This window comes from Pseudomonas alkylphenolica, from assembly GCF_016009175.1.
Taxonomy (GTDB): domain Bacteria; phylum Pseudomonadota; class Gammaproteobacteria; order Pseudomonadales; family Pseudomonadaceae; genus Aquipseudomonas; species Aquipseudomonas alkylphenolica_B.
On record NZ_JADUCM010000018.1, the window covers coordinates 58,268 to 80,966 of the forward strand.

A 22,699-nucleotide genomic window follows, 5' to 3' on the forward strand; every position below is an offset into this window, starting at 1 on the left:
TTGATTGGTCTGTATTACTTGCCGGCCCGCTGGAACCGCGCCACTTCGATAAACAGGTCGGAATTGGCCGGATCGTCCAGATACGCCAGGACGCGCTCGGCCGGGCTGTCGATCAGCACGCCTTCACCGTGATCCGCTGACACCTCATAGGTGCGCCCGCTGAGCTCTTTCTTGTCCACGGCCTGGCTGACCTGTTCGACATCGAGGTTGTATACCACCAGTTCCTTGCGATCGGTGATTTCGAACCCGCCAATCAGGAAGTTGCCCCCCAGGCGCTTGGGCACACCGGCCGAGAGGTACCAGCGACTACCGTGACGAGATACGGTGAAGACGTACTCATCACGTTTTTTGTCCTTGCCGATGGCCACTGCCTTGTAGGCATCGCCACCGCTACGGCTGATCTGCAGCGTCAGCGGCTCTCCCCAGGCATCTTTGCTGGTCCATTTGCCGAGCAGGGCCTTGGGCGCCGCCTCATTGGCCGGCATGGGCTCGTTGAAGGTCACCAGACAACCGCCAAGCAGCAAAAACGACAGCGCCAACAGCAGACTTCTGGCTTTCATCAGGTTCTCCTTGAAATAGGGTCGCGTCTCACACGGCAGCCAGCACCAGATGCAGGTACCGGGTAAGGATAGCGAGCATCTGCGCATGCGCATCGGCCTGTGAGCCGTCGAGCAGGCCCTGATATTCCATCTGCTCGATAATCGCCGTCAACACCAGCGCATCCTGCTGAGGCTGGCGCGAACCCACGACCTGAAGCAGCTGGCAGGCACCGCGCAGCAAAATCTGCTCGTGCAGCTTGACCAGTTCAGCCAGCCGCGGGCACAACAGGGCCTCCTGGCGAAACGCCTGTTCGGCCATGAGAAAGTCGCGGCGGTTGTGCAATTGGCGCTGCACGTACTCAGCCGTCATCCTGGCCACTTCATCGGCCAGCTGCGCCCGCCATTGCGGGCTGCCATCGCCTTGGGACAGCAACTGGCGCAACAGCACTTCGCTGTTCTCCCACAGTTTGGCCATGTACGCGGCACTGCGTTCTACATACTGGGCGAAGGTATCGGTGAGCAGGTCCTCGATATCCTTGAAGTAGTAGGTGGTCGCCGACAGCGGTACCCCGGCTTCGGCAGCCACCGCGCGGTGACGTACACCGCGTACACCTTCGCGCACGACGATGCGCATGGCGGCATCGAGGATGTCCTGGCGCCGTTGTTCACTGCCCTGGCGACTGGCCTTGCGCCCTTGGTACTGCACACTTTCGGCAACCGCGGTGGCAACGCCGGCGGCACCCTGTTGAGCCATTGCAGGAGTCACTGCTGATCTACCCCCCAAAGTTGGATCCGATAAAGGAATTTTCTACAGGCATGAAAAAGCCGCCCCGGAAGGCGGCTTGTTCAGGTTACTCAGGCCTGTGGACGCATGTGCGGGAACAGGATCACATCACGAATCGATGGCGAGTTGGTCAGCAGCATGACCAGACGGTCGATACCAATGCCTTCACCGGCCGTTGGCGGCATGCCGTACTCCAGGGCGCGAACGAAGTCGGCGTCGTAGTGCATGGCTTCGTCGTCGCCGGCGTCCTTGTCGGCCACCTGGGCCATGAAACGCTCTGCCTGGTCTTCCGCGTCGTTGAGCTCGGAATAGGCGTTGGCGATTTCACGGCCACCGATGAACAGCTCGAAGCGGTCGGTGACGTTCGGGTTCTCGTCATTGCGACGTGCCAGCGGCGACACTTCGAACGGGTACTGGGTAATGAAGTGCGGCTGCTCCAGCTTGTGCTCGACCAGCTCTTCGAAAATCATCACCTGCAGCTTGCCCAGGCCTTCGAAGCCCAGGACCTTGGCACCGGCTTTCTTGGCGATCGCGCGGGCCTTGTCGATGTCGTTGAGGTCATCGGCAGTCAGATCGGGGTTGTACTTGAGGATCGAGTCGAACACCGACAGGCGTACGAACGGCTCGCCGAAGTGGAACACCTTGTCACCGTACGGCACGTCGGTGCTGCCCAGCACCAGCTGCGCCAGTTCACGGAACAGCTCTTCGGTGAGGTCCATGTTGTCTTCGTAGTCAGCGTAGGCCTGGTAGAACTCGAGCATGGTGAACTCGGGGTTGTGCCGGGTCGAAACGCCTTCGTTACGGAAGTTGCGGTTGATCTCGAAGACCTTTTCAAAACCACCTACCACCAGACGCTTGAGGTACAGCTCCGGCGCGATACGCAGGAACATGGCCATGTCCAGGGCATTGTGGTGGGTTTCAAACGGCTTGGCTGCTGCGCCACCGGGGATGGTCTGCAGCATCGGCGTTTCCACTTCAAGGAAGTCGCGCTTGATGAGGAAATTGCGGATGTGGTTGATGACCTGCGAGCGGACGCGGAAGGTATCGCGAACTTCTTCGTTGACCATCAGGTCGACGTAGCGCTGGCGATAGCGCTGCTCGGTGTCGGTCAGACCGTGGTGTTTGTCCGGCAGCGGGCGCAGCGACTTGGTCAGCAGGCGCACGTTGGTCATTTCGACGTACAGGTCGCCCTTGCCGGAACGGGCCAGGGTGCCTTCGGCGGCGATGATGTCGCCCAGGTCCCAGGTTTTCACGGCGGCCAGGGTTTCTTCCGGCAGGGTCTTGCGGTTGACGTAGACCTGGATACGCCCGGTCATGTCCTGGATCACCATGAACGAGCCACGGTTGAGCATGATGCGCCCGGCAACCTTGACCGGAATCGCTGCAGCTTCCAGCTCTTCCTTGGTCTTGTCGACATACTTTTTCTGCAGGTCGTTGCAGTAGCTGTCACGGCGGAAGTCGTTGGGGAAGGCATTACCCTTGGCGCGCTCGGCAGCAAGCTTTTCCTTGCGCAGCGCGATCAGGGTGTTTTCTTCCTGTTGCAGGTCTTGCGGGTCGAGTTTGAGGTCGCTCATGTCGTTACACTTTCCATCTGGGGTTCATTGCCCCCGCCCGCAGGCGAGGGTCTTATAGCGGGTCGGGAAACTTACAGCCCCTGCTTGAGGCTGGCTTCCAGGTACTCGTCGAGGTCGCCGTCGAGCACCTTGTTGCAGTCGCTGCGTTCAACGCCGGTACGCAGGTCCTTGATGCGCGAGTCATCAAGCACGTAGGACCGGATCTGGTGGCCCCAGCCGATGTCCGACTTGCTGTCTTCCAGTGCCTGGGAGGCGGCGTTGCGTTTTTGCATTTCCAGCTCGTACAACTTGGCCCGCAGCATTTTCATGGCGGTGTCCTTGTTCGCGTGCTGGGAGCGTTCGTTCTGGCACGCCACCACGGTGTTGGTCGGCACGTGGGTGATACGTACGGCCGAGTCGGTGGTGTTTACGTGCTGACCGCCCGCGCCCGAGGAGCGGTAGGTATCGATGCGCAGGTCCGATGGGTTGATGTCGATCTCGACCTTGTCGTCGATCTCGGGGGACACGAACACCGCCGAGAACGAGGTGTGGCGACGGGCGCCGGAGTCGAACGGGCTCTTGCGTACCAGGCGGTGCACGCCGATTTCGGTGCGCAGCCAGCCGAAGGCGTATTCGCCCTTGATGTGCACGGTGGCGCCCTTGATGCCGGCAACCTCACCTTCGGAAAGCTCGATGATGGTGGCGTCGAAGCCACGCTTGTCGGCCCAGCGCAGGTACATGCGCAGCAGGATGTTGGCCCAGTCCTGGGCCTCGGTGCCGCCGGAGCCGGCCTGGATGTCCAGGTAGGCGTTGTTCATGTCCATCTCACCGCTGAACATGCGGCGGAACTCGAGCAGTGCCAGGGCCTCTTCCAGGCCTTCCAGCTCGGTCACGACGTCGGCTACGGCGCCTTCATCGTTTTCGCCGACGGCCATGTCGAGCAGGTCCTGGCAGTCGGCCAGGCCACCGGCCAGCTTGTCCAGGGTCTCGACGACCTGCGCCAGCATGGCGCGCTCGCGGCCGAGTGCCTGGGCGTATTCAGGCTTGTTCCAGACGTTCGGGTCTTCGAGTTCGCGGTTGACTTCGATCAGGCGGTCATGCTTTTGATCGTAGTCAAAGATACCCCCGAATGGACTCGGAGCGCTCGGTCAGGTCCTTGATGGTGTTCAGGATCGGTTGGATTTCCATGGGCGGGCAACTCTCGTGCGTAATCGGTAGAAAAGCGGGAGAGTATAGCTGAGTTACACGCGCAAGCGCCAAGCCGCAAGCGACAAGAGGCCAGAGAAATACCGGCCGGCCGTGCCGTTACCTTGCCGCTTTTAACCTACAGCTGCCGTCAATTCACCCCGACCTGATTGCGCCCGTTGTTCTTGGCCTGGTACAGGCCCTTGTCCGCCGCCGAGATCAGTGACCGGCAATGGCTGCCGATGCTCGGTGTCTGGGTTGCCAGGCCAATGCTCACGGTCAGACGGGCATTGGCCTGCGGCATGTTGTGGGCAATGTTCATCGCCTCGACGCTCTGGCGCAGTTTTTCCGCGACCAGCCGCGCCCCGCCCGGTGAGGTGTTGGGCAACACCAGGACGAACTCTTCGCCACCATAGCGCGCCGGCAGGTCGCTTGGCCGGGAACACGAGCCACGGATGGTCTCGGCCACTTTGCGCAGGGCTTCGTCGCCGGCCAGGTGGCCGAAGGTATCGTTGTAGGCCTTGAAGTAGTCGACGTCGATCATCAGCAATGACAGCTGGGTCTGCTCGCGCATCGCCCGACGCCATTCCAGCTCCAGGTACTCATCGAAATGCCGACGGTTCGACAAGCCGGTTAGGCCGTCGGAGTTCATCAGGCGCTGCAGCACCAGGTTGGTATCGAGCAACTGCTGCTGGCTGACACGCAGGGCCCGGTAGGCCTCGTCACGCTGCAGCAGGGTCAGGTAGGAGCGCGAGTGATAGCGAATGCGCGCCACCAGCTCGATGTTGTCCGGCAGTTTGACCAGGTAGTCGTTGGCACCGGCGGCAAAGGCCGCGCTTTTTACCAGCGGGTCTTCCTTGGTCGACAGGACGATGATCGGGATGTCCTGGGTTGCCGGGTTGCTGCGGTAGGCGCGCACCAGGGTCAGGCCGTCGAGCCCGGGCATGATCAGGTCCTGGAGAATGACCGTCGGCTTGATCCGGATCGCCTGGGCCACCGCCTGGTGCGGGTCGGCACAAAAGTGGAAGTCGATGTTCTCTTCATGCGCCAGGCCACGACGCACCGCTTCGCCGATCATGGCCTGATCGTCGACGAGCAGGACCATTGCCGAGTTTTCGTTCGCGGCCGGGAAACCCTCGAGCGGTAATTCATTCATGCGCTGTCACCTGGTCACTACCGGCAGACCGGCGTGCCACAATACATATCGTCATTTAGGAAAAATTTCCATCAATCGTGCAGCAATGCGCTCCAGAGGGCGAATTTCCATTGCTGCATCTATTGCGGCCGCAGCCTTGGGCATGCCGTATACGGCACTGCTGTGTTGGTCCTGAGCGATGGTCAGGAAGCGCTGCTGGCGCATCAATTTAAGGCCCTGGGCACCATCGCGCCCCATCCCGGTCAGCAGGACGCCAACCGCGTCGCCACGCCAGTAACGGGCCACACTCTCAAAAAACACATCGATCGAAGGCCGGTAGATCTCGTTTACCGGCTCCGCGGTGTACGCCAGGCTGCCATTATCGAGCAAGCGTATGTGGTGATTGGTCCCTGCCAGCAGCACTTGCCCGGGTTGCGGCGGCTCACCTTCGCGGGCCAGCCGTACTGCCAGGCCCGAGGCACTGCTGAGCCATTCGGCCATGCCGGCGGCAAAGACCTGGTCAACATGCTGGACCAGCACAATGGCGGCAGGAAAGTCACGCGGTAACCCCTTGAGCAAAACCTCCAGGGCCGCCGGCCCTCCCGCCGACGATCCAATGGCCACCAGCGCCTGGCGCTGCGCAGCCTCACGCAACGGTGTAGCCAGGGGCCGCGGGGTATTGGTGCGCTGCTGGCCGACCAACCAGCCGATGTTAAGGATCTTGCGCAGTAGCGGTGCTGCGGCCTGCCGGGGGTCGCCGGCGCCCAGGGCGGGGGTGTCGACCACATCCAGCGCGCCGTAACCCATGGCTTCGAACACACGGTGGACATTCTGCTGACGGTCGACCGTGACGATCACGATCGGACAGGGTGACTCGGTCATGATGCGCCGGGTCGCCTCGACCCCGTCCATGACCGGCATGATCAGGTCCATCAGAACCAGGTCCGGGGTCTGCTCGGCGCACAGGCGCACGGCTTCGGCGCCGTTACTGGCAACCCACACCACCTGGTGCGCAGGCTCGAACGCCAACGCCCGGCGCAAGGCCTCAACCGCCATGGGCATGTCGTTGACGATAGCGATCTTCATCCCTGGGCTCCCCCGATCAGCTCGACCACGGCATCAAGCAAGGCGTCATCATGAAAACTGGCTTTTGCCAAATAGTAGTCGGCTCCGGCGTCCAGTCCACGACGGCGATCCTCTTCACGGTCCTTGTAAGAGACCACCATGACCGGCAGCGACTGCAAGCGGCTGTCGCGACGCAACAAGGTGACCAGTTCGATACCATCCATGCGCGGCATGTCGATGTCCGTGATGAGCAGGTCGAAATCCTCGCTGCGCAAGGCATTCCAGCCATCCATGCCATCAACCGCGACCGCCACCTCATAACCACGGTTGCTGAGCAGCTTGCGCTGCAACTCACGCACGGTGAGCGAGTCATCCACCACCAGAACACGCTTACGCGCCGCCTCACGTGCTGCCGACTGGCCGCGTTCGATGCGCTCCAGGCGCCCGGTGCTCAATAGCTTATCGACCGAGCGCAGCAAGTCTTCAACATCGATGATCAGTACAACGCTGCCATCATCGAGCAACGCACCGGACGAAATGTCCTGAACCTTGCCCAGTCGCGCATCGAGCGGCATGACGACAAGCACACGTTCACCGATCAGGCGTTCAACTGCCACACCATACAAGGTCTCGCGCTCGCGGATGACCACCACCTTGATGGTCTGGCCGTCGGCCTGGCTCGGCGGGCGATTGAGCAACTGACTGGCAGCGACCAGGCCGATGTGCCGGCCGTCGTGCCAAAAATGCTGGCGCCCCTCGATCTGGACGATGGCCTCGGCGGGCAGCTCCAGCGTGCGTTCGATATGCGCCAGAGGGAAGGCATAGGCCTCCTCCCCGACCTCAACCACCAGGCTGCGCACCACCGACAGCGTCAACGGCACCTCCAGGTGGAAGCAACTGCCCTGTTCGCCGGTATGGGTCATCACGATCGCGCCGCGCAGCTGGCGGACCATATGCTGCACCGCGTCCAGCCCGACACCGCGCCCGGACACTTCGGTAACCTCGTCACGCAAGCTGAACCCCGGCAGGAAGAGGAAGGTCAGCAGCTCCGCCTCGCTCATCTGCGCCACGGTTTCAGCAGGCGACAATTGACGGTCGACAATGCTCCGGCGCAAACGCTGTAAATCGACACCACCGCCGTCATCACTGATTTCAAGCACCAGCAGGCCGGCCTGATGAGAGGCGCGCAAGCGCACCTGGCCTTCCAGCGGTTTACCCGCCAGCAGCCGGCGCTCAGGCAACTCGATACCGTGATCGACCGCGTTGCGCAGCAAGTGGGTCAACGGCGCTTCAAGTTTTTCCAGGACGTCGCGATCAACCTGGGTCTTCTCACCCTCGATGTCCAGCCGCACCTGTTTGCCCAATGAGCGCCCCAGGTCACGGACCATACGGCTTTGCCCGGTCAGCACGTCGGCAAAGGGGCGCATGCGGCACGCCAGGGCGGTGTCATACAGCAACTGGGCGCGCTGGCTGGCTTGCCAGCCGAACTCATCAAGGTCGGCGGCCTGTTGCAGGAGGATCTGCTGGGTCTGCCCCAGCAACTGCTGGGCCTGGGCCAGCGCCTCCTGCACTTCGGCGCTCTGGCCACTGGCCTCGAGCTGGGTTTTCAACCCGTCCAGGGCACGGATGCTTTGGCTGTGCATGCGCTTGAGGCGCTGCAACGTAGCCAGGTACGGCTTGAGCCGCTGGGTTTCAACCAGGGATTTGCTCGACAGGTCGAGCAGGCTGTTCAGGCGCTCGGCCGTAACCCGCAAGACCCGCTCGCCACCTTCACCGCTACGCTTGCCTTTGCGTGGCGCGGTAGGTTCGGGCTCGGTATCAAGATGAGCAGCTTCGACCACGGCCTCTTCCACAAGCGGCATTGCCTGCGGTACCGGCATGGCGAGCGGCGCAGCAGGCGCCGCAATAGTCGCAGTAGCAGTCGGGTCCAGCAATGTGGCCATTTGCAGCAAAAAAGCCTGTACCGCAGGTTCAAGGGTGTCATCACCCGGCGTGGCAATGCGCATGAGCAGGTCGGTGCCTTGCAGCAAGGCATCGATGTGTTCTGCACTCAAACGCAGACGGCCTTCCTGGGCACCGACCAGGCAATCTTCCATTACGTGGGCAACACTGACCCCGGCATCCACTCCGACGATACGTGCCGCCCCTTTCAGGGAGTGCGCCGCACGCATGCAGGCTTCGAGCTGGTCGGCCTGTGTCGGGTTACGCTCGAGGGCCAACAGGCCGGCACTGAGCACCTGGGTCTGGGCATCGGCCTCCAGGCTGAACAGCTCGAGCAACGAAGCGTCGCGCATTTGCTCTGGGGTCATGTCAGGCTCCGGTTCACGGCAGACAGCACTTGTTGTTCATCCAGCACACGCACACTGCGTCCGCGCCACTGCAGCACCGCCGCAGTAAAGCGGGCCTCGCCCTGTTCGTGCTCCAGGCGCTCGGGATCCAGGCCATGGATGCCGTCTACTTCATCAACCCGGACCACCACCGCACCACCGGTGGCGGCAATAATCAACATGCGCGGCATGACCCGGCTGGAGGCGCTGGCCGAGGCGAGCACACCCAGGCCTAACAGCTCTGCCAGCGACAGGCACGGCACCAGCGCCCCACGCACATTGGCTACCCCTTGCAGTACCCGCGAGCGTTGGTGGGGTAGCGAATGCACCGGCTGCAACGGCGCGACTTCGACCAGGCAAGCGGTAGGCAGGGCCAGCCATTCTTCGCCCAGGCGGAACAGCAACATCGAGCGGCCACTCCCCTCCTCTTGCACCTGAACCTGTGCATGGCTGTCCTGAGACAGCGAGTAACGGTCCAGCAGTCGCGTTGCCGCACTGGCGTAGGTGGCACAGTTGCGGCAGTGAATATGCTCGACCAGCAAGGGGCAGCTTTTATCGCCGCGCACACCAATACGGTTCCAGCAGTCATCAATGGCAGCGGCATCCGTTGCAACAACCTGCACCTGGTTATCTCCAATCATTGTTCAGGCTCCCGGTCGAGCCGGCGTGCGGCGCGCTCCTGCAGACGGCGAGCACCTGCGCTGTCGCCCCGTGACTCAAGCAGTGCAGCCAGATGAACCAGGGCCTCGGGATGCTGAGGTTCAAGGTAGAGCGCCTTGCGGTAATGGCCCAGTGCCGCGTCGGCCTCGCCTGCCGTATCACTGAGCAGGCCCAGCCAATAGAACACCTGGGCATGCGGCGGATAGTGCTGCAAATAACGCGCGCAGGCCGCCTGAGCCTCGACGCTGCTGCCGGCGTTGGCCAGGCGCGCTATCTGTGCCAGCAACTCGGCGCTGTTGTCTGACGCCAGCACCCGGGCCGCCACAGGCGGCGTGATCGCCGTGCGTTTGCGCGCAGGCACAGGCAACGGTCGCGCCACGTTGGGCGCCGACGCCATGATTGGCACGACGTTCAGCGGTTTGGGCTCGATCACAGGCGCCGGCTCGGCCTGATGCACAAAAGCAAAGGACTGCGAGATGCCCAGCGGTCGCATGCCCAGGCGCGCCAGCAGGCTGCCTTCGGCAGGCCCGATAAACAGCACACCCTGAGCGTGGATCAGGCTTTTGAGCACCTCAAAGACCCGTTGCTGGGTGGGCACATCGAAATAGATCAGCAAGTTGCGGCAAAAGACAAAATCATAACTGCCTTCGCGCGACTTGAGTGCCGGGTCCAGCACGTTGCCCACCTGCAAATCGACCTGCTGGCGCACCCGCTCATGCAGACGATGGCCTTCATCGGTTTCATCGAAGTGCCGTTGACGGAAATCCAGGTGCGCCCCGCGAAAGGCGTTGCGGCCATACAACCCTTGCTCGGCACGCTGGACCGAAAACGGGCTGATGTCCATGCCGTCGATCCGGAACGAATGCCCGGCGATGCCTGCGTCGAGCAGGGCCATGGCAATGGAATATGGCTCCTCGCCAGTGGAGCACGGCAGGCTGAGGATACGCAGTGGCCGGAGTCCGCCAAGTTCTGCCAGGCGTTTGCGGGCAAGATCGGCCAGCGCCGTGAACGACTCCGGATAACGGAAAAACCAGGTTTCCGGAACAATCACGGCCTCAATCAGTGCCTGCTGCTCTTCGTTCGACTGCTGCAACCGCAGCCAGTAGTCGTCGAGGTCAACGGCGTTCACGGCGGCACAGCGTTGGCGCAGGGCCCGCTCGACCATCGGTGCGCCCACCGAGGCAACGTCCAGGCCGATACGCTGTTGCAAGAAGCTGAAAAAACGCTGTTCTTTACTCATGGCGACTCCCGCTGTTCACCTGCCTGCGGATCCGGCAAGGGGTACAGCAGCGCGCGCACAGAATCGCTGAGCAAGTCCTGCACGCCGATGCGTTGCACGAGCCCGTGCGCATCCTCGCGCACCGGGCCCAGGTAAGGCGCTTGCTGGTTATCCAGGCCGTAAGGCTGGAACTCCTCCGGCAGGCAACGCAAGGTGTCGGTCGCCTGCTCAAGAATCAGCCCCAGCAACAACTCCGGGCGCAGCGGGTCGGCCCGATAGTGCACCAGCACCAGACGCGTACTGGTGCGCACCGGTGCCGGCATGCCAAAACTCAAGGCACCTACGTCAATCACCGGCACCAGCGCGCCGCGATGGGCCAGCACACCGGCCACCCAGTCAGGGGCATGAGCAATGGGCTTGAGTGGCAGGCGTGGCAATACTTCGACCACTTCATGAGCATCAAGGGCGAAGCGGTGCTCAGCGATCCTGAACAACAGGTACAAGGTCCCGTGAGCAGTCGCGTTCTGGCCACGGCGAAGCGGAAAGTCGGTCATCGGCGCGTCAGACTTTAAACCGCGATACACCGCCACGCAGGCCGGTTGCAACCTGGCTCAACTCATCGATGGCAAAGCTGGCCTGGCGCAGCGACTCGACGGTCTGGCTGCTGGCATCGCCCAGTTGCGCCAGGGCGTGGTTGATCTGCTCAGCGCCGGTGGCCTGCGCCTGCATCCCTTCATTGACCATCAGCACCCGCGGCGCCAGGGCCTGGACCTGATGAATGATCTGGCTCAGTTGTTCACCGACCTGCTGCACTTCGAACATGCCGCGGCGCACTTCTTCGGAGAACTTGTCCATACCCATGACCCCGGCTGACACCGCCGACTGGATCTCGCGGACCATCTGCTCGATGTCGTAAGTGGCCACGGCGGTCTGGTCGGCCAGGCGCCGCACTTCGGTGGCGACCACAGCAAAGCCACGCCCGTACTCACCGGCTTTTTCCGCCTCGATGGCGGCGTTGAGCGAGAGCAGGTTGGTCTGGTCGGCGACCTTGACGATGGTCACCACCACCTGGTTGATGTTGCCGGCCTTCTCGTTGAGGATCGCCAGCTTGTTGTTGACCAGGTCGGCGGCGCCCATCACCTGATGCATGGTCTCTTCCATGCGCGCCAGCCCCTGCTGCCCGGAACCGGCAAGAATCGACGCCTGATCGGCGGCCGAGGTAACTTCGGTCATGGTCCGTACCAGGTCACGCGAGGTGGCGGCAATTTCCCGCGAAGTAGCACCGATCTCAGTGGTGGTCGCGGCGGTTTCAGTGGCGGTTGCCTGTTGCTGCTTGGACGTGGCGGCAATCTCGGTGACCGAGGTGGTCACCTGCACCGAAGAGCGCTGGGCCTGGGACACGAGGTTGGTCAACTCGCCCATCATCTCGTTGAAGCCTGTCTCGACGGCGCCGAACTCGTCCTTGCGGTCGAGGTTCAGGCGCACGCTCAGGTCACCGCCCCTGAGCTTGTCCAGGGCATGCACGATGCGTTGCATCGGCGCGGTAATGGCGCGCATCAGCAGCAAGCCGCAAATGGCTGCGGCAATGATCGCCAGGGTCAGCGAAATGGCCATGCTGAGCTTGGCCGTGATCACTGCACCATCAATCGACTCTGCTGCAGCTTCAGCGGCCTTGCGATTGTGTTCGATCACACCGTTCAAGTGCGTGCGGCCGGTGGTCCAGGCGGGCGTCAGCACCTCGTTGATCAACTGTCGAGCGGCGTTGTAATCCTTATTGCGGTAGGCCCCGACCACGCTATCCACAGCCTTGAGGTAGTTCTGCGCATAACCGCCAAACTCCTCGAAGCGGGCCTGGTCGTCAGGGTCCTGGATGGTGCGCTGGTAGCTGTCCATGTGCTGCTTGAGGCGCGCGTCGAAGCTTTTGTACAGCTCCATGTCAGCCGCAGTGAGCTCGCGATTGTCACTCAAGCCCACCAGTTGCTGGGTGAACAGATAGCTGTCTACCCAGGCACTGCGAATCATCGAGCTGTAGTAGACCCCGGGGATGCTGTCGGTGCGCACCGCTTCCTCACCGGCCTGGATCGTCAACAACCGCGAGTAAGCGGCAACCACCATGAGCAGCATGATGGCAATTATCGCGGCGAAACTCGCCAGTATCCGTTGGCGCAAGGTCCAGTTTTTCACAGTCAGCCCTCAAAGGTTCTACGCGAGCAGAAAAATTGGCTGAGTATAGCCCAGGCACTGCGCGGTTTTTCGCCTGACTTTGCGCACTGTTCGGCACTTATTGAGGGCAATAGTGGCCATTAGCCCGCATTCATTGCGCGGCGGCCATCCGCACCTGATTTTCCAGCTCTGCCTTCAAGGCCGGGTCGAGCTTCAATTGCCGCGCCAGTTCGTCCAGGTAGGCGCGCTCCATGAAGTGTTCCTCGTCCACCATCATGACGCTGGCGATGTACATTTCAGCGGCCATTTCCGGCGTACTCGCAGCCCGGGCCACATCAGCCGGATCCAGCGGCTTGTTGAGTTCGGCGTGCAGCCAGTGCTGAAATTGCGGGTCGTTGTCGAGCCTGACGAACTCACCTTCGATCAAGGCCCGCTCGCGCTCATCGACATGGCCATCGGACTTGGCCGCGGCTACCAGCGCCTTGAGGATCGCCTGGCTGTGCTGTTCGACCTGCGCCGGCGGCAAACGATCGAGAGTCTGCGGCTCACCCGCCGACGTGGCGCCCTGCTTGGACTGCCAGTTGCCATACGCCTTGTAGGCCAATACCCCAAGGGCAGCCAGACCGCCGTAGGTCAGCGCTTTGCCGCCGTACTTGCGTGCTTTTTTGTTACCCAGCAGCAAGCCCATTGCGCCGGCGGCCAGGGCACCGCCACCGGCACCGCTGAGCAGGCTGCCCAGGCCGCCGCCTTTGCCGCCGAGCAGATCACCCAGCCCACCACTTGCGCCGGGCTTTGCAGCCTGGCCTTTGCCAGCCTGGTTCTGCAACAGGTCCTGGCCGGATTTGAGCAATTGATCGAGTAAGCCACGGGTGTTCATCAGAGGTCTCCACTGTAGTCTTCGAGCTAGCTACTCTAGCGCGCTGCCTGTGTTGATCAGCTTGAAATGTATTGCTACACGTGACGAAGCCAATCACCTTCACTACCTGCGCCTTGCTCGCTTCGTCGCATAAATTAAATTTAAATTGAATTTAAACTTAATGAAGATCAATCTCTGCCAACGATCATCCTCTGCGGAGCGCTTCCCATGGCCACCTATCCCCGTGAACCTCGCAAAGACGGCGAAGCTACCCGCACGCGTATTCTCGAGGCTGCCGGCGAGCTCTTCGCCGCGCTTGGCCATGCCGATACCAGCAACAAGGCAGTGGCCGCCAAGGCCGAGGTTGACCTGGCGTCGATCAACTACCACTTCGGCAGCCGCAACGGCCTGTACCTGGCGGTACTGGATGAGGCCCGACGGCGCTTTCTGGATATTGCCGACCTCCAACGCATTACCCGCAGCGCACAACCGGCAGCGGAAAAACTGCGCGAACTGATCGAGCTCGTCGTACGCAAGGCGTCGCGAGGCCGTGAGAGCTGGCACTTGCGTGTGCTGGCGGCCGAAATTCTCACCCCCAGCAGCCAGAACCCGACAGGCCTGCAGACCGAGGCGTCACTGAAACTGACACTGCTCAAAGGACTGTTCAGCGAAATTACCGCTATTGCGGTAGACGACCCTGCACTGACCCGTTGCATCCTCTGCGTTACCGCCCCTTGGGCAATGCTGCTGATCGGCCCACGCGGTGGTTCCGGTGCCCTGCAGGAAATACTCGACATGCCCGGCGATGTCGTTTCTGCCCAGCTGTACAGCTTCGCCCTGGCAGGGTTGCAGGAAGTCGGCCGGCAATACACGCAACGCGAAAGCCGCTGAATACGCACAGCCATCATCGATTGCCCTTTTTTGTTCAGGTCCCCGCATGCAACCGACATCCGAGAACGCTGCCGCTATCGCTACCGCCGCGCCCGTCGAGAAGGCCGAGCACCCGCCCATCCCTCTGTTGCTCAGTGCCTTGCTGCTGGTGATGTTCCTCGCAGCGCTGGACCAGACCATCGTCTCGACCGCCCTGCCGACTATCGTCAGCGACCTGGGCGGTTTGCGCTGGCTGTCCTGGGTGGTGACCGCCTATTTGCTGGCGTCCACCGTGGTGGTGCCGCTGTATGGCAAGTTCGGTGACCTCTATGGCCGCAAGCGCGTGCTGCAGGTTGCCATCGTCCTGTTCCTGGTGGGCTCGGTGCTGTGCGGCGCCGCGCAGAACATGACCGAGCTTGTATTGCTGCGCGCGCTTCAGGGCCTGGGCGGTGGCGGCTTGATGGTGGTGGCGATGGCGGCTATTGGCGACGTCATTCCACCCGCTGAACGTGGGCGCTACCAGGGGTTGTTTGGCGGCGTGTTCGGCCTGGCAACCGTGGTCGGGCCACTGATCGGCGGCTTTCTGGTCGAACAGCTGTCCTGGCGCTGGATCTTCTACATCAACCTGCCATTGGGGCTGCTCGCGCTGCTGGTGATCGGCAGTGTGTTCCGTCCACCCGTGGCCCGGGTAAAGCACGACATCGATTACATCGGCGCGTTCTTCCTGACCGTGGCGCTGGCCTCGCTGGTGCTCATTACCAGCCTGGGCGGCACCCAGTTTGCCTGGGCCTCGCTGGACATCCTGTGCCTGTCGCTGTTCGCCCTCATCGGCCTGGCAGGGTTCGTTCTTGAGCAGCGCCGCGCGGCCGAGCCGATCATGCCGCTGCACCTGTTCCGTCACCGCACTTTTGTGCTGGCCGGGCTGATCGGCTTTATCGTCGGCGTGTCATTGTTTGGCTCGGTGACCTTCCTGCCGATGTACATGCAGGTGGTCAAGGACGCCACCCCGACCAGCGCCGGTCTGCAGATGCTGCCATTGATGGGCAGCCTGCTGGTGGTGTCCGCAATTACCGGGCGCCTGATCAGCCGCTGGGGCCGTTACCGGATCTTCCCGATCCTCGGCACCTTGCTCCAGGTGATCGCCCTGGGCCTGCTGAGCCGCCTGGACCTGGATACGCCAACGGCGCTGATGAACCTCTACATGGGGCTGCTGGGTGCCGGCCTGGGCATGGTCATGCAGGTGCTGATCCTCGCCGTGCAGAACAGCGTGGAGCTGCGCCACATGGGCGTTGCAACCTCGGGCGCGACGCTGTTCCGTTCGATTGGCGGAGCCATCGGTGTCTCGGTGTTTGGCGCCCTGTTCTCCCATAGCTTGCTCGATCGGCTGACCGGTGACTTCCCCGCCAGCGCCGGTGCCCCCGCCAGCTTGTCGCCGTCAGACGTGCATGCCCTCGCCGCGCCCCTGCAACACCTCTACCTGGAGGCGTTCTCCGGCGCCATGCACGGCGTGTTCCTGGTGGCCTGCGTGATCACCGGCGTTGCCTTTGCGTTGTCCTGGCTGCTGAAAGAAGTGCCCCTGCGCAAGGCACAGGGGGTCTGACGCCATAGCCATCGGAAAAAAAGATATACACTCCATCAGGCCGATAAAACTCATAAAAGATCGCCGCCATGATGACCCTGCGCCAGATTCGCCACTTCATCGCCGTTGCTGAAACCGGCTCGATTTCCGCCGCGGCCCAGACCGCGTTCATTTCTCAATCCACCCTGACCCTGGCGATTCAGCAACTGGAGCAAGAGATCGGTGTCAGCCTGTTCAACCGCCACGCCAAGGGCATGACCCTGACCCACCAGGGGCATCAGTTCCTGCGCCAGGCGCACTTGATCCTGGCCACCGTCGACAATGCCAAGCGCAGCCTGCAACAGAGCACCGACCAGGTTGCCGGGCAATTGACCATCGGCGTTACCAGCCTGGTCGCCGGCTATTACCTGGCCGACCTGCTGACCCGCTTCCAGCGCGCCTACCCCAACGTCGACATCCACGTCACCGAAGACGAACGTCCCTATATCGAACACTTGCTGGTCAGCGGCGAAATCGATGTCGGCGTGCTGATTCTCTCCAACCTCGAAGACCGCCTGGCGCTGCAGACCGAAGTCCTCACCCACTCCCCGCACCGGCTCTGGCTTCCGGCCCAGCACCCGTTGCTGGAGCGCGACAGCATCAGCCTGGCCGAAGTGGCACTGGAGCCGCTGATTCAGCTCAACGTCGATGAAATGGAGCAGAACGCCAAGCGCATCTGGGCCGGTGCCGGCTTGCGCGCGCAGATCAGCCTGCGCACGGCCTCTACCGAAGCGGTGCGCAGCCTGGTGGCGGCGGGGCTCGGGGTATCGATCCAGCCCGACATGACCTACCGCCCGTGGTCACTGGAGGGTGACATTATCGAAGCGCGGCCGCTGGCCGACCTGCACCAGACCCTCGACGTCGGCCTTGCCTGGCGCCGGGGCACGGCACGCCCGGCGCTGGTCGACCCGTTCCTCACTGTCGCCCGCGAACAACCGACTGCCGGAAGACGGCATTCGATTTAATCGAATGGTGCCTTCAGTATTTAGCATTTGTCGGGCTGGCTGAGTCGCTCTAGTCTCAGACAACGCATCCAACGTGCCACCATAAAAATAGAGAATCCGCACGATGTCAGGTTCCCCCTCCACTGCGCTACGCACCGCCCTGCTCATTGATGGCGAGCTGGTGAACGGCAATGGCCTGGCCGAGCCCATTCTCAATCCGGCCACCGGCGCCGTGCTGGCACATATCCCCGAGGCCAGCACCGAACAGGTCGAAACCGCGATCCTGGCCGCACACCGAGCCTTTGCCAGCTGGTCACGGACCACGCCACAACAGCGTGCCAACGTGCTCTTGGCGATTGCCGATGCCATCGAGCAGCATGCCGATCAACTGGCGCAGCTGGAGGCCCTGAACTGCGGCAAGCCGTTGCACCTGGCACGCCAGGACGACCTGCCGGCTGCCATCGATGTGTTCCGCTTCTTTGCCGGCGCCGTGCGCTGCCAGACCGGGCAACTGGCCGGCGAATACCTGCCCGGCTACACCAGCATGGTGCGCCGTGATGCATTGGGCGTGGTGGCGTCGATTGCGCCCTGGAACTACCCGATGATGATGGCGGCGTGGAAAATCGCCCCGGCCCTCGCAGCCGGCAACACCCTGGTGTTCAAACCGTCGGAACACACACCGCTGTCGATCCTGGCCCTGGCACCCGCGCTCAATGCGCTGTTGCCGCCCGGTGTACTGAACATCATCTGCGGTGGCGGCGAAAGCGTCGGCAGTCACTTGGTCAGCCATGCCAAGGTGCGCATGGTGTCGCTGACCGGCGATATCGTCACCGGCCAGAAAATTCTGCAGGCCGCCTCGAAAACCCTCAAGCGCACCCACCTTGAACTCGGTGGCAAAGCGCCCGTAATCGTCTGTGACGATGCCGACTTGCAGGCGGTGGTCGAGGGGGTTCGCACCTATGGTTACTACAACGCCGGGCAAGACTGCACCGCCGCCTGCCGCATCTATGCCCAGGCTGGCATCCATGATCGCCTGGTGGCCGAACTGGGTGCCGCGGTCGCCAGCCTGCGTTTCGCCGGCAAGCGCGACAGCGACAACGAAATCGGCCCGTTGATCACTGCCCGCCAGCGCGACCGGGTTGCCAGCTTTGTCGAGCGCGCGCTGAGCCAGCCGCATATCGAGCGGATCACCGGCGCCGCCGTGCACTCAGGGCCTGGCTTCTATTACCAGCCAACCTTGCTCGCCGGCTGCAAGCAAAATGACGAGATCGTCCAGCGCGAGGTGTTCGGCCCGGTCGTGACCGTGACCCGCTTCGAGGCGCTGAGCCAGGCGGTTGACTGGGCCAATGACTCCGAGTACGGCCTGGCCTCCTCGGTGTGGACGCAGAACCTCGACAAGGCCATGCAGATCGCCGCCCGCCTGCAGTACGGCTGCACCTGGATCAACAGTCACTTCATGCTGGTCAGCGAAATGCCCCATGGCGGCCTGAAGCGCTCCGGGTACGGCAAGGATCTGTCCAGTGATTCGCTGCAGGACTACAGCGTGGTCCGCCACATCATGGCGCGCCACGGCGAGCATTTGGCCTAGACCGGAACAACAGCACTACGCTTATAAGAGTTGTGTCACCGCTTTCACTACTGCCCCGACCATAATTTGAACAAGAGGGAATACCATGTCAGTGCACAAGAACGCTCTGCTCAGCGCCCTGAGCACCGCCCTGCTGGCCAGTGCCGCGGTCCAGGCCGCCGAACCGCTCAAAGCCGTGGGCGCTGGCGAAGGCCAGCTGGATATCGTGGCGTGGCCTGGTTATATCGAGCGCGGTGAAAGCGACAAGGCCTACGACTGGGTCACCGGCTTCGAAAAGGAAACCGGCTGCAAGGTCAGCGTGAAAACCGCTGCCACCTCCGACGAAATGGTCAGCTTGATGGCCAAGGGCGGCTACGACCTGGTCACCGCCTCGGGCGACGCCTCGCTGCGCCTGATTGCCGGCAAGCGCGTACAGCCGATCAACACCGCGCTGATCCCCAACTGGAAGAACGTCGACCCGCGCATGCAGAACGGCGACTGGTTCGTGGTCAACAAGCAGGTTTATGGCACCCCTTACCAGTGGGGCCCTAACGTGCTGCTGTACAACACCAATGTATTCAAAGAAGCGCCGACCAGCTGGAACGTGGTGTTCGAGCCGCAGAACCTGCCTGATGGCAAGCCGAACAAGGGCCGTGTGCAGGCCTATGACGGCCCGATCTACATTGCCGACGCCGCGCTGTACCTGAAGTCGGCCAAGCCGGAGCTGGGCATCCAGAACCCCTACGAACTGAACGAAACCCAGTACAAGGCCGTGCTTGACCTGCTGCGCCAGCAACAACCGTTGATCCACCGCTACTGGCACGACGCAACCGTGCAGATGAGCGATGTGAAGAACGAAGGCGTCGCGGCCTCCAGCTCCTGGGGTTACATGGTCAACGGGCTGAAGGCCGACAACCAGCCGGTGGCTTCGACTGTGCCGAAAGAAGGTGCCACCGGCTGGGCCGACACCACCATGCTGCACACCGACGCCAAGCACCCGAACTGCGCCTACAAGTGGATGGACTGGTCGCTGCAACCGAAGGTCCAGGGTGATGTCGCCGCCTGGTTCGGCTCTCTGCCAGCGGTACCGGCAGCCTGCACCGGCAGCGAGCTGCTCGGCGCCGAGGGCTGCAAGACCAACGGCTACGACTTGTTCGAGAAGATCGCCTTCTGGAAAACCCCGCAGGCCGAGGGCGGCAAGTTCGTGCCGTACAGCCGCTGGACCCAGGACTACATCGCGATCATGGGCGGCCGCTGAGTCCCCGTTCCCCTGTAGGAGCGGATTCATCCGCGAAGGCCCGCAGCGCGGGCCCAACATGGGGCTGCTTCGCAGCCCATCGCGGATAAATCCGCTCCTACAGGAAATTGCGCCCACACAAACAACCCGCAGTCCGGAGCAACACCATCATGACCCTTGCAGTCCAGTTCACCCAGGTTTCCCGCTCGTTCGGCGAGGTCAAAGCCGTCGACCGGGTTTCCATCGACATCCAGGACGGCGAGTTCTTCTCCATGCTTGGTCCGTCGGGTTCGGGCAAAACCACCTGCCTGCGCCTGATCGCCGGCTTCGAACAACCCAGCAGTGGCTCGATCCGCATTCATGGCGCCGAAGCCGCCGGCCTGCCGCCGTACCAGCGCGACGTCAACACCGTGTTCCAGGACTACGCGCTGTTCCCGCACATGAACGTGCGCGACAACGTCGCTTATGGCCTTAAGGTCAAGGGCATTGGCAAGCAGGAGCGTCATGCCCGCGCCGAAGAAGCCCTGGCCATGGTGGCCCTGGGCGGCTATGGCGAGCGCAAGCCGGTACAGCTTTCCGGTGGCCAGCGCCAACGGGTGGCCCTGGCCCGCGCGCTGGTCAACCGTCCGCGTGTGCTGCTGCTGGACGAACCGCTCGGCGCCCTCGACCTCAAACTGCGCGAGCAAATGCAGAGCGAGCTGAAAAAGCTCCAGCGCCAGTTGGGCATCACCTTCATCTTCGTCACCCACGACCAGACCGAAGCGCTGTCGATGTCCGACCGCGTGGCGGTGTTCAACCGCGGGCGCATCGAACAGGTCGACACCCCACGCAACCTCTACATGAAACCGGCAACCACCTTTGTCGCCGAATTTGTCGGCACCTCCAACGTCGTGCGCGGTGAACTGGCCCAGCAACTGAACGGCAGCCAGCTGCCCTTCTCGATCCGTCCGGAGCATATTCGCCTGGGCGATCAGGCCGCGGCCAGTCACGAAATCCAGGTCAGCGGCCTGCTCCACGACATCCAGTACCAAGGCAGCGCCACCCGCTTCGAGCTCAAGCTGGACAACGGCCAGCTGCTGGCGGTGAGCCACGCCAACAACCAATGGCAAGAACACGCCCAGCCCTGGCAAACCGGCCAGCGCGTTCAGGCGCGCTGGGCCCGCGCGGCGATGACCGCGTTGCAGGAAACCGTGCTGAGCGAGGGCCACTGAAATGAGCCTGGCCCTCGAAAAACCGGGCTTGCGCCCCGTAAACTCGCCGTTGCGGCGTTTCTCCAACCTGCTTTATCGGCGACCGAACCTGTACTTGCTGATGCTGCTGATTCCGCCGCTGATCTGGTTTGGCGCAATCTACCTCGGCTCGTTGCTGAACCTGCTGTGGCAGGGCTTCTACACCTTCGACGACTTCACCATGGCGGTGACGCCGGACCTGACCCTGGCCAACTTTGCCGCGCTGTTCAATCCGGCAAACTTCGACATCATCCTGCGCACCCTGGGCATGGCCATCGCCGTGTCCATCGCCAGCGCCGCGCTGGCCTTTCCCATCGCCTACTACATGGCGCGCTACACCACGGGCAAGACCAAGGCATTTTTCTACATCGCGGTGATGATGCCGATGTGGGCCAGCTATATCGTCAAGGCCTACGCCTGGACCTTGCTGCTGGCCAAGGGCGGGGTCGCCCAGTGGTTCGTCCAGCAACTGAGCCTGGAGCCGGTGCTGCACTTCATCCTGACCATCCCGGGGGTTGGCGGCAGCACCCTGTCGACGTCGCACCTGGGACGCTTCCTGGTGTTCGTCTACATCTGGCTGCCATTCATGATCCTGCCGATCCAGGCTTCGCTGGAGCGCTTGCCACCATCATTGTTGCAGGCTTCCGCCGACCTCGGTGCCAAGCCCCGGCAAACCTTCATGCAGGTGATCCTGCCGCTGTCGGTGCCGGGCATTGCCGCCGGCTCCATCTTTACCTTCTCGCTGACCCTGGGCGACTTCATCGTGCCGCAACTGGTCGGCCCGCCCGGCTATTTCATCGGCGGCATGGTCTACGCCCAGCAAGGCGCGATCGGCAACATGCCGATGGCCGCGGCGTTCACCCTGGTGCCCATCGTGCTGATCGCCGTGTACCTGTCCATTGTCAAACGCCTGGGGGCCTTCGATGCACTCTGAAAAAGCCTCGCTGGGCCTGCGCCTGGCCGCCTGGGGCGGGCTGGTGTTCCTGCACTTCCCGATCCTGATCATCTTTCTCTACGCCTTCAACACCGAAGACGCGGCCTTCAGCTTTCCGCCCCAGGGCTTCACCCTGAAGTGGTTCAGTGTGGCGTTCTCGCGGCCCGACGTGCTGGAGTCGATCAAACTCTCGCTGCAGGTGGCCTGTCTGGCCACCCTCATCGCTCTGGTACTCGGCACCCTGGCGTCGGCCGCGCTGTACCGCCGCAGCTTCTTTGGCAAGGAAGGCATCTCGCTGATGCTGATCCTGCCGATTGCCCTTCCCGGGATCATCACCGGTATCGCCTTGCTCTCGGCGTTCAAAAGCCTGGGCATCGAGCCGGGGATTTTTACCATCGTCGTCGGCCACGCCACATTCTGCGTGGTGATCGTCTACAACAACGTCATCGCCCGCCTGCGCCGCACCTCCCATAGCCTGATCGAGGCGTCGATGGACCTGGGTGCCGACGGCTGGCAGACCTTCCGCTACATCATCCTGCCCAACCTCGGCTCTGCCCTGCTGGCGGGCGGCATGCTGGCCTTTGCTTTGTCGTTCGACGAAATCATCGTCACCACCTTCACCGCCGGCCACGAGCGGACCCTGCCGATCTGGCTGCTCAACCAGCTCAGCCGGCCTCGGGATGTGCCGGTGACCAACGTGGTGGCCATGCTGGTGATGCTGGTGACCATGCTGCCGATCCTTGGCGCCTATTACCTGACCCGCGGTGGCGAAAGCGTCGCCGGTAGCGGCAAATAACTCTAGGAGGACCGAACG

At 62.6% G+C, this 22,699-nt stretch carries 20 protein-coding genes; 8 read left to right on the forward strand and 12 right to left on the reverse strand.

The window, feature by feature from the left end; genetic code table 11:
• Positions 1 to 14: 14 nt before the first annotated feature.
• The 12 genes from I5S59_RS16390 to I5S59_RS16445 form a co-directional block, all read right to left on the reverse strand.
• Entirely contained in the window at positions 15 to 560 is a 546-nt protein-coding gene (locus tag I5S59_RS16390; protein WP_197877556.1) for a hypothetical protein, read from the reverse strand.
• Between the two features lie 28 nt (positions 561 to 588).
• Positions 589 to 1,293 (reverse strand): TetR/AcrR family transcriptional regulator, encoded by a 705-nt coding sequence (locus I5S59_RS16395; RefSeq protein WP_197877557.1) that lies wholly within the window; start codon positions 1,291 to 1,293, stop codon positions 589 to 591.
• 101 nt (positions 1,294 to 1,394) lie between these two features.
• Complete coding sequence (lysS, locus tag I5S59_RS16400) at positions 1,395 to 2,897, reverse strand: lysine--tRNA ligase (protein ID WP_197877558.1); 1,503 nt, start codon at positions 2,895 to 2,897, stop codon at positions 1,395 to 1,397.
• Between the two features lie 71 nt (positions 2,898 to 2,968).
• A protein-coding gene (gene prfB, locus I5S59_RS16405) for a peptide chain release factor 2 (RefSeq protein ID WP_128322463.1) occupies positions 2,969 to 4,064 on the reverse strand; the annotation gives its coding sequence in 2 pieces (ribosomal slippage) (positions 2,969 to 3,991 and positions 3,993 to 4,064; 1,095 coding nt in all).
• 148 nt (positions 4,065 to 4,212) lie between these two features.
• Positions 4,213 to 5,217, reverse strand: coding sequence for a response regulator (locus I5S59_RS16410; RefSeq protein WP_197877559.1), 1,005 nt, complete (start codon positions 5,215 to 5,217; stop codon positions 4,213 to 4,215).
• A 51-nt stretch (positions 5,218 to 5,268) separates the two neighbouring features.
• Positions 5,269 to 6,282: a chemotaxis response regulator protein-glutamate methylesterase gene (locus I5S59_RS16415; RefSeq protein WP_197877560.1), complete on the reverse strand. Its 1,014-nt coding sequence runs from the start codon at positions 6,280 to 6,282 to the stop codon at positions 5,269 to 5,271.
• Entirely contained in the window at positions 6,279 to 8,570 is a 2,292-nt protein-coding gene (locus tag I5S59_RS16420; RefSeq protein WP_197877561.1) for a hybrid sensor histidine kinase/response regulator, read from the reverse strand. Before I5S59_RS16420 ends, I5S59_RS16415 begins: the two co-directional genes overlap by 4 nt.
• The gene (locus tag I5S59_RS16425; RefSeq protein ID WP_197877562.1) at positions 8,567 to 9,229 is read right to left on the reverse strand and encodes a chemotaxis protein CheW; all 663 of its coding nucleotides are present in this window, start codon (positions 9,227 to 9,229) and stop codon (positions 8,567 to 8,569) included. The genes I5S59_RS16420 and I5S59_RS16425 overlap by 4 nt, the downstream gene beginning before the upstream one ends.
• On the reverse strand, positions 9,226 to 10,488 hold the full coding sequence (locus tag I5S59_RS16430) for a CheR family methyltransferase (protein WP_197877563.1): 1,263 nt from the start codon (positions 10,486 to 10,488) through the stop codon (positions 9,226 to 9,228). Before I5S59_RS16430 ends, I5S59_RS16425 begins: the two co-directional genes overlap by 4 nt.
• Positions 10,485 to 11,021 carry a chemotaxis protein CheW gene (locus I5S59_RS16435; RefSeq protein WP_197877564.1) on the reverse strand — a complete coding sequence of 179 codons (537 nt, stop codon included), beginning with the start codon at positions 11,019 to 11,021 and terminating at the stop codon, positions 10,485 to 10,487. The genes I5S59_RS16430 and I5S59_RS16435 overlap by 4 nt, the downstream gene beginning before the upstream one ends.
• A gap of 7 nt (positions 11,022 to 11,028) precedes the next feature.
• A complete protein-coding gene (locus tag I5S59_RS16440; protein ID WP_197877565.1) occupies positions 11,029 to 12,651 on the reverse strand; it encodes a methyl-accepting chemotaxis protein in 1,623 nt (540 codons plus the stop codon).
• Positions 12,652 to 12,781: 130 nt separating this feature from the next.
• Positions 12,782 to 13,507: a tellurite resistance TerB family protein gene (locus I5S59_RS16445; protein WP_197877566.1), complete on the reverse strand. Its 726-nt coding sequence runs from the start codon at positions 13,505 to 13,507 to the stop codon at positions 12,782 to 12,784.
• Between the two features lie 207 nt (positions 13,508 to 13,714).
• Here I5S59_RS16445 and I5S59_RS16450 point away from each other — a divergent pair, with 207 nt between their 5' ends.
• The 8 genes from I5S59_RS16450 to I5S59_RS16485 all read left to right on the forward strand — a co-directional run bounded on the left by I5S59_RS16450 (position 13,715) and on the right by I5S59_RS16485 (position 22,681).
• Positions 13,715 to 14,377: a TetR/AcrR family transcriptional regulator gene (locus I5S59_RS16450; protein ID WP_197877567.1), complete on the forward strand. Its 663-nt coding sequence runs from the start codon at positions 13,715 to 13,717 to the stop codon at positions 14,375 to 14,377.
• 46 nt (positions 14,378 to 14,423) lie between these two features.
• On the forward strand, positions 14,424 to 15,956 hold the full coding sequence (locus I5S59_RS16455) for an MDR family MFS transporter (protein ID WP_197877568.1): 1,533 nt from the start codon (positions 14,424 to 14,426) through the stop codon (positions 15,954 to 15,956).
• A 68-nt stretch (positions 15,957 to 16,024) separates the two neighbouring features.
• On the forward strand, positions 16,025 to 16,939 hold the full coding sequence (locus tag I5S59_RS16460) for a LysR family transcriptional regulator (protein ID WP_197877569.1): 915 nt from the start codon (positions 16,025 to 16,027) through the stop codon (positions 16,937 to 16,939).
• Positions 16,940 to 17,042: 103 nt separating this feature from the next.
• Complete coding sequence (locus tag I5S59_RS16465) at positions 17,043 to 18,506, forward strand: gamma-aminobutyraldehyde dehydrogenase (RefSeq protein ID WP_197877570.1); 1,464 nt, start codon at positions 17,043 to 17,045, stop codon at positions 18,504 to 18,506.
• A gap of 85 nt (positions 18,507 to 18,591) precedes the next feature.
• Positions 18,592 to 19,743 (forward strand): putative ABC transporter substrate-binding protein YdcS, encoded by a 1,152-nt coding sequence (gene ydcS / locus I5S59_RS16470; RefSeq protein ID WP_197877571.1) that lies wholly within the window; start codon positions 18,592 to 18,594, stop codon positions 19,741 to 19,743.
• Between the two features lie 149 nt (positions 19,744 to 19,892).
• Positions 19,893 to 20,933, forward strand: coding sequence for an ABC transporter ATP-binding protein (locus I5S59_RS16475; RefSeq protein WP_197877572.1), 1,041 nt, complete (start codon positions 19,893 to 19,895; stop codon positions 20,931 to 20,933).
• 1 nt (position 20,934) lies between these two features.
• The gene (locus tag I5S59_RS16480; RefSeq protein ID WP_128322483.1) at positions 20,935 to 21,885 is read left to right on the forward strand and encodes an ABC transporter permease; all 951 of its coding nucleotides are present in this window, start codon (positions 20,935 to 20,937) and stop codon (positions 21,883 to 21,885) included.
• A complete protein-coding gene (locus I5S59_RS16485) occupies positions 21,875 to 22,681 on the forward strand; it encodes an ABC transporter permease (RefSeq protein WP_116552142.1) in 807 nt (268 codons plus the stop codon). The genes I5S59_RS16480 and I5S59_RS16485 overlap by 11 nt, the downstream gene beginning before the upstream one ends.
• Positions 22,682 to 22,699: the final 18 nt, after the last annotated feature.